Annotated in this window: 10 protein-coding genes; 6 read left to right on the forward strand and 4 right to left on the reverse strand. The window is 69.6% G+C overall.

The genetic code is table 11. The features are described from left to right. Positions 1-62 precede the first annotated feature (62 nt). Together ACTH43_RS02270 and ACTH43_RS02275 are read right to left on the reverse strand one after the other, a co-directional pair. A complete protein-coding gene (locus ACTH43_RS02270) occupies positions 63-959 on the reverse strand; it encodes a glycosyltransferase (RefSeq protein WP_441443301.1) in 897 nt (298 codons plus the stop codon). Next, on the reverse strand, positions 956-1,963 hold the full coding sequence (locus ACTH43_RS02275) for a glycosyltransferase (protein WP_441443302.1): 1,008 nt from the start codon (positions 1,961-1,963) through the stop codon (positions 956-958). Before ACTH43_RS02275 ends, ACTH43_RS02270 begins: the two co-directional genes overlap by 4 nt. Positions 1,964-2,604: 641 nt before the next feature. Between ACTH43_RS02275 and ACTH43_RS02280 the strand changes: the two genes are divergently transcribed. Further along, positions 2,605-3,522 (forward strand): LCP family protein, encoded by a 918-nt coding sequence (locus ACTH43_RS02280; RefSeq protein ID WP_441443303.1) that lies wholly within the window; start codon positions 2,605-2,607, stop codon positions 3,520-3,522. Between the two features lie 69 nt (positions 3,523-3,591). On the opposite strand, the gene ACTH43_RS02285 is transcribed toward ACTH43_RS02280, so the two are convergent. Further along, entirely contained in the window at positions 3,592-4,311 is a 720-nt protein-coding gene (locus tag ACTH43_RS02285; protein ID WP_441443304.1) for a glycosyltransferase family 2 protein, read from the reverse strand. A 168-nt stretch (positions 4,312-4,479) separates the two neighbouring features. On the opposite strand from ACTH43_RS02285, the gene ACTH43_RS02290 reads away from it, so the two are divergent. From ACTH43_RS02290 to ACTH43_RS02305, 4 genes are all read left to right on the forward strand, one after another. Further along, positions 4,480-5,805, forward strand: a complete 1,326-nt coding sequence (locus ACTH43_RS02290; protein WP_441443305.1) for a nucleotide sugar dehydrogenase — start codon at positions 4,480-4,482, stop codon at positions 5,803-5,805. Between the two features lie 4 nt (positions 5,806-5,809). Next, positions 5,810-6,238: a DUF2304 domain-containing protein gene (locus ACTH43_RS02295; RefSeq protein ID WP_441443306.1), complete on the forward strand. Its 429-nt coding sequence runs from the start codon at positions 5,810-5,812 to the stop codon at positions 6,236-6,238. Next, the gene (locus ACTH43_RS02300; RefSeq protein WP_441443307.1) at positions 6,235-7,290 is read left to right on the forward strand and encodes an acyltransferase; all 1,056 of its coding nucleotides are present in this window, start codon (positions 6,235-6,237) and stop codon (positions 7,288-7,290) included. The genes ACTH43_RS02295 and ACTH43_RS02300 overlap by 4 nt, the downstream gene beginning before the upstream one ends. 148 nt (positions 7,291-7,438) lie before the next feature. Continuing rightward, complete coding sequence (locus ACTH43_RS02305; RefSeq protein WP_441443308.1) at positions 7,439-9,394, forward strand: DUF6541 family protein; 1,956 nt, start codon at positions 7,439-7,441, stop codon at positions 9,392-9,394. A gap of 68 nt (positions 9,395-9,462) precedes the next feature. Here ACTH43_RS02305 and ACTH43_RS02310 read toward each other — a convergent pair whose 3' ends face one another. Then, positions 9,463-10,632, reverse strand: coding sequence for a glycosyltransferase family 4 protein (locus ACTH43_RS02310; RefSeq protein ID WP_441443309.1), 1,170 nt, complete (start codon positions 10,630-10,632; stop codon positions 9,463-9,465). 125 nt (positions 10,633-10,757) lie between these two features. Here ACTH43_RS02310 and ACTH43_RS02315 point away from each other — a divergent pair, with 125 nt between their 5' ends. Continuing rightward, positions 10,758-11,900 carry a hypothetical protein gene (locus ACTH43_RS02315; protein WP_441443310.1) on the forward strand — a complete coding sequence of 381 codons (1,143 nt, stop codon included), beginning with the start codon at positions 10,758-10,760 and terminating at the stop codon, positions 11,898-11,900. Positions 11,901-11,924 lie beyond the last annotated feature (24 nt).

Below are 11,924 nucleotides of genomic sequence, written 5' to 3' on the forward strand. Positions count from 1 at the left end.
GTATCGGAGCTGGACCGGTGGGAGGAGACCAGACCCCGGCGCGCCGGGGTGTGTGGCCTCCCTCATGGTGTGACCGACATCGAGGAGGGCGACGCCTGGACGCCCTGCTCGACGAAGCGACGGTATCCGATACGACGGGCCCATCCCGGGGCGAAGCGATAGAGCCCCCGCAGGGTGAGGTTGCGGGCGAACTGTGCCGGTCCGATCACCCTGTCCATCAGCATCCGGCGCTGCAGCTGCAGATCGCTCGAGAACAGCTTCCAGCCCCCGCGCCGAGCGAACAGCTCCTCGTCGACGCGATAGTCGACCAGCACCTCGGGACGGTTCCCCATCCGAGCACCGCCGAGCATCATCCGCTCCCACAGCCAGTAGTCCTCGAGCAGAGGAAGGTCCCGGTAGCCGCCGACCGCGAGCGCCACGGAACGCCGCATCACCACCGTCGGATGATGGAAGGGGCTGTGGTGCGGCAGATAGCGGACGATCTCCTCGTGCTCGAGCGGCCTCGTGCGCAACGGGCCCTGGCCGGGGTCGACCCGGTCGCTGAACTCCCGCATCGCACCGCCCAGCAGGTCGAGGCCCTGCTCCTGCATGCACGGGATCTGCAGCGCGAACCGCTCCGGCCGGCAGAGGTCATCCGCATCAGCGCGCGCGACCAGCTCATAGGGGCTCGCCTCGAGCCCGTCCTGGAGCGCCGCGGCGACGCCACGGTGCACATCGTGCCGGAGCACCTGGGCGGGACCGAACTCCCCGGCGCCGACCCGCTGCACGAGTGCTTCGAGCGCTACCGGCAGCGGCCCGTCCACGGTGAGGATCAGCAGCTCGGGGCGACGCTGCTGGGCGATGGTCGCCGAGGTGAGGGCGAGCTCGACGCGATCTGGGAGGTCACGCCCCCACAGCGGCATCAGCACCGCGAACGGGGAAGGGTGTCCCGTGGCGGGAGGGTGGTCCGGATGGCTCACCGACCGGCCGCCCTCTCGATCGCACGGATGTCCGCCGCAGCGTCACCATCGGCCTGGAGGACCGTCGTGGAGGGCCGCGGCCCCCGGCGCAGAGCGGAGAGCAGGCCACGCAGCCCCACGCCGAGCAGGTCGCCGCGGTGGCGCAGCAGGAGCCGGAGCCAGCCCAGGGCGGTGGCGCCTCCGTGGATGACCTTCTCGAGCGGCGTGAAGGAGCTGGTGCGCAGCAGGGCCCAGAGCCGATTGCGCACGTCATAGTAGAAACGAGAACCGGGGCCGGTCTGGGCATTGCTGAACCGAGCGGTGCGGTGCTCGACGACGGAGCCGGGGACCTGGAGCCCCCGGCCGTGTCGCAGCAGGCGCCCGGTGTGCTCGAAATCGTCGGACCAGATGAAGTAGTCCGCGTAGGGCAGACCGAGACGGCGCACGTCCTGACCGTTCAGCAGCGCCGAGACGTAGCTCGCGGTGCGGATCGGGCGCCCTCCGGCGCGGGCGGCATCGCGCTTCTCCTGCGCGCTCGCCCCCAGCCGGCTGCGCTGGGTGTTCATGGGGTGGTCGCGCCCGTCGGTCCAGACAGCCCGCGAGCTGAGCACGCTCAGCCGCACCGGGGATGCCTCGAGGGAGCGCAGCAGCTCGCGCAGCGCGCTCGGACGCGGAACCGTGTCGTCATCCATCACCCACACCCAGTCCGCGTCATGACGCACCAGGGCGCGGGCGATTCCTGCCGCGAAGCCTCCCGCCCCACCGACGTTGCGGCGCAGATGGACGACATCCGCGTTCAGGGGATGCTCGTCCGCGACGGTGCCGCTCGCATCGGTCGAGGCGTTGTCGATGATGATCACCGCATCGGGACGGCGGTCCTGGTCCGCGAGTGCATCAAGGCACTCCTGCAGCAGCGTCTCGCGGTTGTAGGTCACCACGACCGCGACCACACGCGCAGAGAGCGCGTCGGGGTGTGCGGTGCTCTGCCGAGGCGTCCGGTCGCCTGCGGGTGCGGAATGTGTCACTGCGCCTCCTGCTGCTGGTTCGTGCCGCCTCGGCGGCGCGTCACCAGTGTACGGAGCACCGGGCGGCCGTTCCCACCTCCTCGATGGCCGTGGTGTGAAGGTTCTCGGGAGGTTCCTGGGAACATCCCTGCGCGATCGTGCCGCTGCGGCGCGGGATGCACCGGTGCGGCTACCCTGACGAACGCCGCATGCACCGAGGGCCACCACCCGCCGGGTCCCGCATGCGCCCGATGCCCCGAATGCACGGCTCTGGCCGGAAGGAGACAGCTGTGAGCGATCAGCCACCGCCACGCTCCCCACGGCCCGGAGGGCCTCGACGTCCCAGGGGGCACCGCGCGAGAACCGGTGGCAGCGCCCGCCCGGTCCCGAGACAGGGACGCCGCCCGGCCTCCCCAGCCGCTGACAGCCCGACGCCCACCCGACCGCTGCCCCGCGCGGAAGCCGTCGAGCCGGGTCCCGGCTACAGCATCCCCGAGGCGCGCGCCGGCGTTCCCCCGAAGGGCCCGCCGCGCGATGCCTCCGGCGACGGATGGGATACCCAGGGACGACACGGTGCGGAGACGCCCGGGCCGACCTCACCGCCGCCCGGCGGCGCTCCGCTCCCCCACACCTCCCGCAGCCGCCGCCGCGCTCCCCGACCGGTGCGCCTGGGTGCCACGCTCCTGGTCCTGGTGCTCGTGGTGGTGCTGGGCTGGGGCGCCGGGCTGCTGCTGTGGACGCAGAGCCGGATCGAGCATGTCGATGCGCTGTCCGAGGCGGCGAACACTCCCGGGACCACCTATCTCATCGCGGGCTCCGACAGCCGCGGCGGGGAGACCGTCGACTCCGACGGCACCGCAGGTGCCCGCACCGACACGATCATGCTCCTGCACAAGGCTCCGGGCGGGAACAGCTACCTGATCTCGTTGCCGCGAGACACCCTGGTCGACATCCCCGGCAAGGGCGGTTACAAGCTCAATGCGGCCTACGCCTTCGGCGGGGCTCCGCTGTTGGTCGAGACCGTCGAGCAGTTCACCGGGCTCACGGTGGACCACTACGTCGAGGTCGGCTTCGACGGCGTCGCGCAGGTGGTCGATGCGGTGGGTCACGTGAACCTGTGCATCGACCAGGACGTCGACGACAAGCGATCCGGGCTGGTCATGACCGAGGGCTGCCACGACGTGGGCGGGGAGCAGGCCCTGGCCTTCGTACGTGCCCGCTACTTCGATCCCACCGCGGACATGGGGCGCCAGCAGCGTCAGCAGCAGTTCGTAGGAGCGCTGATGGATCGCGTCACCTCACCGGCGGTGCTGCTGAATCCGGTCAGCCAGCTGCGTCTGGCCGGAGCCGGATCAGGGGCGCTGACCACGAGCGAGGGCACCGGGATCATCGATGTGGGACGGATGGCCCTGACCGCCCGCAGCGCCATGAATTCGGGAGGGACGCTCAGCATCCCGATCGAGGACCCCGAGTACCAGACGAAGCATTCCGGGGTCGCGCTGCTCACCGATGAGGACGACGTCGCCGCCTTCTTCGCCTCGGTGGCGGACGGCTCCGCGGAACCTGCCCCCACGAAGTAGGCGGCACGGCAGCCCCTGCGCCCCTGCCCCGCTGGTGCGGCAACCGCAGTCGGTGCCGCTGGGGCAGACTCAGCGGAACAGCATGTCGATGACGATGTTCACCGAGTTCAGGACCGACTGGCCCTTCGAGCGGGAGTAGTCGGTGTAGAGGATGTGCACCGGGTGCTCGGCCACGGTGAACTTGTGGCGCCCGATCTCCTCGACGATCTCGGAGGCATGCGCCATCCGGTTCTGCTCGATGGCCATCTTCTCGCAGACCTCGCGTCCCAGCACCCGCAGCCCGTTGTGCGCATCAGTGAGCTTCACGCCGGTGGTGAGATTCGTGTACCAGATGGCGCCGCGCAGCACGACGCGCTTGAGCAGCCCGGGCTTGGTGCGGGAGTCCAGGAAGCGGGAGCCGAGCACGATGTCCACACCCTCGGCCTCGCGCTGGGCGATCATCGCGGCGGCGTCGTCGACCTGATGCTGACCGTCCGAGTCGAAGGTCACGATCTGCCGCATGTTCGGGTCACGCAGCGCGTAGTCGATGCCCGTCTTGAGTGCGGCGCCCTGCCCCATGTTGTACGGGTGGCGCACCACAGCGGCGCCCGCCTCGGCGGCGATCCTGCCGGAGTCGTCATGGCTGCCGTCATCCACGCACACCACGAGCGGGTAGCGGGTGCGCAGGTCACGCAGGACGTCCGCGACGACCTGGCCCTCGTTGAACAGGGGGACCACGAACCAGGTGCTGTCAGCACCGGGCGACTCTGAGGTGGCGGGCACCTCGGGTGCGGGATCGGACGTGCTCAAGTGCTCTCCTTCTGGGGTGCCGGACGGACGTGAGAACACCGACGATTCGGCGGCACGGGATGCAGGATCCCGAACGGCCGTTGAGGATACCCTGTCACGGTGGACTGCCCCTGGTGGTCATCGACGCGCACGTGGCATCCGAGAGGTGCCCCACGAGGAGGAATCGACATGAAGACAGCTGTTGTCGCTCTGGGCAAGATCGGGCTGCCGCTCGCGGTGCAGTTCGCCGATTCCGGCCACGAGGTGGTCGGGGTCGATGTGAACCCGCGCCAGGTCGAGCTGATCAATGCCGCGACCGAGCCGTTCCCGGGTGAGGCGCATCTGCAGGAGAAGCTCTCCGAGCTGGTTCCGGCCGGGAAGCTGAGGGCCACCACCGACTACGCCGAGGCGATCCCTGGCGCGGATGCGGTCGTGATCGTGGTGCCGCTGTTCGTGAACGACACCACCTGGGAGCCCGACTTCGCGTGGATGGATGCCGCGACGCGGTCCCTGGCCGAGCACCTCACCCCCGACACCCTCGTCTCCTACGAGACGACCCTGCCGGTCGGCACGCTGCGCACCCGCTTCGTGCCGATGATCGAGGAGATCTCCGGGCTGAAGGAGTCTGTGGACTTCTTCGCCGTGTTCTCCCCCGAGCGGGTCCTGACCGGGCGCGTGTTCGAGGACCTGCGCAAGTACCCCAAGCTGATCGGCGCGATCAGCGAGGCCGGCACGCAGCGGGCCCGCGAGTTCTACGAGTCCGCGCTCCAGTTCGATGAGCGCCCCGACCTGAACAAGCCCAACGGCGTGTGGGATCTCGGCTCCCCCGAGGCCAGCGAGCTGGCGAAGCTCGCCGAGACCACCTACCGGGATGTGAACATCGGGCTCGCCAACGAGTTCGCGCTGTTCGCGCAGGACAACGGCATCGATGTCTACAAGGTCATCGAGGCGTCGAACTCACAGCCCTACTCCCACATCCACCAGCCCGGCATCGCCGTGGGCGGGCACTGCATCCCGGTCTATCCGCGGCTGTACCTGTCGACCGATCCGCTGGCGGAGACGGTCCGCACCGCCCGCACGCTGAACGCATCGGTCCCGGCGAAGCTCGTGGAGCGGGCCGCGAACCTGCTCGGCTCGCTCACGGGGATGAAGGCCGTGGTGCTCGGCGCGTCGTACCGCACCGGGGTGAAGGAGACCGCGTTCTCCGGTGTGTTCCCCGTGGTCGAGGCGCTGCGTGAGCATGGCGCCGAGGTCGCGGTCCACGACACCTACTACGACGACACCGAGATCGAGGGCTTCGGCTGGGCGCCGTACCACCTCGGCGACGCCGCGGATCTGGTGATCGTCCAGACCAACCACGCCGAGTACAAGGACCTCACCGCAGCGGACGTGCCCGGGATCAAGCTGATCGTGGACGGCCGCAACATCACCACCGCCGAGAACTGGCAGGGCACCCCCCGCCTCGTCCTCGGCGACGGCTCCGCCTCCACCCACCAGCGGACCGACCAGGCCTGAGCCGATGGATGCCACCGACATGATCCTGGCCCTCGGCCCCGGCCTCGGGGTGGGCAGCCGGACCTTCATCATCCAGCTCCTCCTGGTGCTGGGCATCGTGGCGATCGTCGCCTGGCTGTTCATCAAGCGTGGCGCCAAGCAGCTCGCGGTGCGCCGCCTGCTGATCCTCGCCTTCGCCGCATTCGCCGTGGTGACAGTGCTGTTCCCGGGAGCGCTCAGCCGGGTCGCGAATATCGTCGGGGTGGGCCGCGGCGCTGACCTGCTCCTCTATGCGACGGTGCTGGTGCTGCTGGGCTTCCTCGCTCTGCAGGAGGCCCGCACCAAGGCCGCGGAGAAGCGCACCACGCACCTGGCGCGCCGGCTCGCGCTGGACGAGGCTGAGCAGCCCTGGCAGTACCGCGAGCGCGAGCTCCGCACCCCCCGCTCGGAATGAACGGAGAAGAGCGCACCTACCTGCCTTTTCTCGACGTCACCCGGATCCTCGCCGTCCTCGGCGTCGTGGTGATCCATGTCGTCGGCGGAGGGGTCGGGGCCGGTGAGGCGGGCCTCGGGATCGTCGCGCTCGACATGGCGTTCAAGTGCGCCGTGCCGATCTTCTTCATGATGTCCGGGGCGCTGAGCCTCGACCCTCGAGCACATCGCCACGGCCCCGCAGAGTTCCTGCGCCGCCGGATGACACGCGTCGTCCCGGCGCTGGTCGTCTGGTCGGCCTTCTACCTGGTGGTGATCCGCGGGCTGGTGTCGGGGAGCCCGGTCGGCTCCTTCGCGGAGCTGGTCGACCTGATCATCACGGGCGAGACGTACACGCACCTGTACTTCCTCTTCGCGATCGCAGGCCTGTACCTCATCACCCCGTTGCTGGCGTCGTTCCTCGCGGACGATGAGGGTCGGCGAAGCTGGATCGTGGGGCTGTTCGCAGCGAGCTGGACCGTCCTGGTGACGGTCGCCGGGCAGGCGGGAGGACGCGGGTCGATCTCGATGGTCCCGGTCGCCGCCGGCAGCCTCACGTTCTTCCTGCTGTACACCGGGTACTTCGTGCTCGGCCGCGCAGTCCTGGTAAAACCGATCCCCCGCTGGGCGGGGGCCCTCGGCCTGGTGACGGTCCCTGGCTTCATCGCCCTGATCACCTGGCTGTTCGTCGCCAGTCGAGGAGCTGCCCCGACGTGGGTCGCGGTCCTCGCCCCCGTCTACGGGTCGCTGCCCGTCGTCGCCTACTCCGTCGTGCTGATGGCGTCCGTCTCCAGCCTGTGCGCTGGCTGGCGGGTCTCCGAACGCACCGAGCGGAGGCTCCGCACCCTCGGGAACGCGACCTTCGGCATCTTCCTGGTGCACTTCGCGGTGCTCGTCGTGCTGCGCGAGGTGTTCCCGGTGCTCGATGTCTACGATGTCGGCCCGATGGCTCTCACCTGGACGCTCACCGTGCTGCTCTCGACCGTCATCGCGCTGATCGGTCAGCGGACTCCGCTGTTGAGGCGGATCTTCTGATCCTCCGCCCGGCAGATACGCTGGCTTCGTCCCACCACTGCCCAGTGGTGGGGCCTCCAGGTCCGCGCCCCGAGTCCTACTCCAGGAGGAAGCCCGTGCTCTCCATTCGTCGTGGCTTCTCGGTCACCGGGGTCCTCCCCCTTCGCGCATGATCGATCTGCTCTGGTTCTCCTGGGCGGCCGCCTTCGCCCTGGTTCTCGCCTACCTGCCGGGCGTCGTCCTCGCTCGCGCGCTCGGCATCGCGTGGCGCGCCGCCGCAGCCGTCGCACCAGCGGTGACCGCCTGCGTCTTCGGCAGCGGCGCGATCGTCGTCGCATTGATCGGGATGCCGTGGAATCTGGTGTCCGCGCTCCTGATGACGGTGCTCGCCGGCCTCGTGCTCTGGGGACTGCGGCTCGCCATCGAACGATGGCTGCGCTCTGCACGAGCCCGTCACGGCCAGGGGTCGGACCTGCACACCGCACCGGCGGGCACCTCCCGTCCGCTGCTGGTTCGAGGGCCTGTCTCTCTGCTGGTCCTGGCCGCTGCGACGGCTCTCGCCGTGGTCCCGATCCTGGCCTCCTTCGGCTCACCGGGGCAGCCGCTGCAGAGATGGGATGCGCTGTTCCATCTCAGCGCGCTGCAATGGATCCGGGAGACCGGCTACGGCTCGACCCTGAGGTTCGCCTCACTCTCGACGACCGACGGCTCAGGCGGGGTCTACCCCGCGGCGTTCCATGACATCGCGGCACTGGTGCCGCTCGCCCCGACGCCCATCGTCCTGAACGCCGCGACCCTGATGCTCGCCCTGGTGCCCTGGGTCTACGGCATCATGTTCCTGACCCGTATGCTGTGGCCACGACTGAGCTGGGGACCGCTGGCTGCGGGCACGGCCGCCGCGATCGCCCCCGCGGTGCCGCTGAGCGAATGGATCCATCTCGCGGCCATCCCCAACCTCGTCGCCTCCGCCTTCCTGCCGGGCGTGCTCGGGGTGACCGTCGCCGGGTTCCGCGCCCTGCGCTTCCGTCTCTCCGGGCACCACGGAGAGACGGTGCTCCCGCTCGTGGTCGCGGTCGTCCTGGGCGCTGTGGGACTGGGCCTGATGCATCCGAACGTCTTCATCGCGCTGTGCCTGCTGATCACTGCTGCGGCCCTGGCCGGAGCCGTCGAGCAGCGCCGTCGACGCCCGCGCCTCGCACGCTTCAGCGCTGTGGTGGTCCTGCTCGGGCTGCTCCCGGTCCTCGTGATCGCCGTGCTCCCCGCCTCCGGGGTCGCCGGCGACTTCGTCGGGGGGCTGGTGATCTCCCCCCTCCGCGCGGTGGGCGAGATGTCTTCCGGACTGCTGACGGTGTGGGCGATGGCGACCGGGCCGCTGCTGTGGCTGCTCGGTTACCTGGGGGTCTGGGCACATCTGCGGCGAGGCAGCGCGGTGCTGCCGGTGGTGCTGCTGGTGCCGCTGGTGCTGTACATGGACGCCGCGATCGACTCCTCGCTGCGCCTCTCGGCGCTCTGGTACAGCGGTCAGGACCGCATCTCGATGCTGTTCACCCTGGTGGTGTGCCTGCTGGTGGTCCCGGGGCTGGCCCACCTCGACCGTCAAGTGCGCAGGATCGAACGACCTGCCCAGCAGTTCCTGAGGATCCTGGGCCTGGCCGCCTGCGTGCTGCTGGCCGCCTCGACCATCGGGCCGCGCCTGGAGTACGCCGGGCGGAACCTGGATCTGGATATGACCGGGAGAGCCCGCTACTTCGACGCCGAGGAGTACGCGATGCTCCAGGAGGTCGGGGCCATGATGGACACCGACAAGGTGCTGCTGGCCAGTCCCTTCTCCGGCGGCGCTCACCTCTACGGGATGACAGGCCAGACCGTGCGTTTTCCCGCGGCGGGGATGCGCCCCAGTTCGACGGATGAGCAGCGGATGGACGATGTGCTCGCCGCTCCCGAGGATCCAGCCGCCTGTGCGCGGCTCGAAGACGCGAACATCGGCTACGTGTACGCAGATCAGCGACCGTACAACGTGGGCGGCAGGTTCACCCGCCTGGACCAGGCGAGCCCGGCGCTGGGGACGGTGATCGGCCGCACCGACCACTCGATCATGATCGAGATCGACTGCGCGGCCGACTAGTCGTCTAGAAGACCAGTCGTTCGGAAAACCAGTCGTTCGGAAGGCCAGTCGTTCGGAAGACCAGTCGGTCAGAAGAGCGGCGCGAGCGCCGTGACCGCGCGGTCCCCGCTCGCGTCGAGGCTTGCGTCCTGCTCGGTCCAGCGACGCAGCAGTGCGGGATCCGGGCGGTCCTCGCCCGAGAGCGCGGCCCGCATCGCCGCGGCGACCGACTCCGCGTCGTAGGGGGTCGACCAGCCCAGGCCGTTCTCCTCGACCAGGCGGTTGCCGTAGCCGTCACCGGACTGGATCACCGGGATCCCGCAGGCCGTGGCAGCGAACATCTTGGTGGCGACCGCGAAGTCGTAGCCCTGGCCCGGGGTGACCGAGCTCAGGGAGGCGACGGAGCCTCGGATATAGGCGGAGATCTCCTGGGCGGGCAGGCGACGACGGAACTCGACCCCGTCGAGCCCTCGGTCCCGGGCCCGCTGCTCGAGCTCGTCCCGGTGCGCACCCTCGGAGAAGAACAGCATCCGCAGGCCAGGATGATCAGCCCGCACTCGCTCGTACGCGTCCAGGAAGATCCCTGCGCCGTGCCACTCGGACACGGTCCCGGTGTACACGAAGTACGGACCGGGCTCCTCCGCGCTCGGCCCCTCCGGCGTGAAGTCGTCGATGTTGATGCCGTTGCCGACGACTGCCACCGAAGCCCGCGGCCCGATCAGCTCGATGATCCGATCGTGGACGCCCTGCGAGGTGGCCAGCAGCACGCTCGCGCGGCGCCAGACCAGCTTCTCCATGACGCGGACCGCCTTCCGCACGATCCACGGGACACCCTCGACGGTGCCGGTCGCATCCGCCCACACATCGGCGGCGTAGTACGCATAGGGCACCCGTCGCAGCGCGGCTGCGGCCATCACGGCCAGTCCCGTGGTGGGAGGCGGCTCGGAGACGACGCCGGCGAGGTCACGCTGGGCCAGCAGACGGAAGAACAGCGGGATATCGAAGCTCAGGTAGGAGACGTACCCCTTGACATGCCCCTGGCGGTCCCGCTTGACGGGCCAGCGGGAGACCTCGGAGACCCGGTCAGGGATCTGCTTGAGCCCTGGCGCGGTGGTGGTCATCACGCGCACGGTGTGCCCTGCGCGCTCCATCGCCCGCACCAGCGCCTCGTTGCGGGATGCCGCGGGAGTCGGTTCAGGGGCGAACAGCCGGGTGGCGACGACGAACGTGCCTCGAGTCAGGGGGGAGTGCTTCGACACCACGTGGTGACCTTCCGTTCTTGTCATCCGGGTCATCCGGGCCCTCCTGGGCCGGTTCACCGTAGCACCCTCGAACGCGGCTCCGACGGTCGGTGCACGCCGGGCGCGTCTATACAATGAAAGGCGTGTCCGAGCCCGAGATCCTCCTCATCAGCCTCTCCCCCATCCACCGTGATTCACGCGTCCTGCGGCAGCTCTCCGTCGTCGCTGAGTTCGGTCGGGTCACGACGGTCGGCTACGGTCCGACGCCCGAGGGTGCGAGCGAGCACATCGAAGTTCCCGACCATCTGAAGACCCTCCCCCAGGATCTGCCCGGCGTGGCGCTCCTGGCAACGCGGCAGTGGCGCAGGGCAGCGCCCGCCGCCCCCGCCATCCGGTGGACGATGCGTGCGCTCGAGGGTCGCCGATTCGATGCCGTGGTCGCCAACGAGGCGCGGATCCTGGCTCTCGCCGACGCCGTCGCCCATGGTGCGCCGATCTGGGCGGACATGCACGAGTGGGCCCCCGAGGAGCGCACCCATGTGCTGTCCTGGCGACTGCTCGTCGCTCCCCTGATGGACTACCTGTGCCGCACCTATCTGCCGCGCAATGCTGCGGTGACGGCAGTGGGCGGGAGCATCGCCGAGCTCTACCGGGAGCGATACGGGGTCGCCGCCCGCGTGATGCGGAACGCCTCCCGGTGGCAGGAGCTCGCCCCCTCGCCGGTGCTCGAGGACCAGGTGCGCCTGGTGCACTCGGGATCCGCCGTCCCCGGGCGGAACCTCGAGCTCATGCTGGACGTGGTCAAGGCGCTGCCAGCCCGCTTCAGCCTCGACCTCTACCTCGTGCCCGCCAATGACGGTGGTGCGTATATGCGTGCGTTGCACGCACGGGCTGCCGGCGACGCGCGCATCCGCTTCCACGATCCGGTGGCACCGACCGAGCTCCCGGAGGTCCTGAACCAGTACGACCTCGGCGTCTTCTGGATCGAGCCCTTCAACACCAATGCCCGCCTGACGCTGCCCAACAAGCTCTTCGACTTCGTGCAAGGCCGTCTCGGCGTCGCCATCGGCCCGAGCGAGGAGATGGTGCCGGTCGTGCGTGAGCACGGGCTCGGGCCCATCGCCGAGGGCTTCTCCGTCGAGCAATGCAGGGCATCACTGGCATCGATCACCGCGGAGGACCTCCGGGGTTGGAAGAACGCGTCCGACACCGCCTCCCGCGAGCTCAGCTTCGAGAAGGACGCCGAGGTGGCCCGAGACATCATGCGCGGCCTGCTCCAGGGCTGAGCTGACCCCATCCAGGAGAAGACC

The organism is Brachybacterium sp. (assembly GCF_052095815.1).
Lineage (GTDB): Bacteria > Actinomycetota > Actinomycetes > Actinomycetales > Dermabacteraceae > Brachybacterium.

What these genes read in the sequence shown, in the direction of transcription:
- ACTH43_RS02305 (WP_441443308.1), top strand. Translation starts at nt 7,439, where the DNA reads ATGATCGATCTGCTCTGGTTCTCCTGGGCGGCCGCCTTCGCCCTGGTT.
- ACTH43_RS02290 (WP_441443305.1), top strand. Translation starts at nt 4,480, where the DNA reads ATGAAGACAGCTGTTGTCGCTCTGGGCAAGATCGGGCTGCCGCTCGCG.
- ACTH43_RS02295 (WP_441443306.1), top strand. Translation starts at nt 5,810, where the DNA reads ATGGATGCCACCGACATGATCCTGGCCCTCGGCCCCGGCCTCGGGGTG.
- ACTH43_RS02300 (WP_441443307.1), top strand. Translation starts at nt 6,235, where the DNA reads ATGAACGGAGAAGAGCGCACCTACCTGCCTTTTCTCGACGTCACCCGG.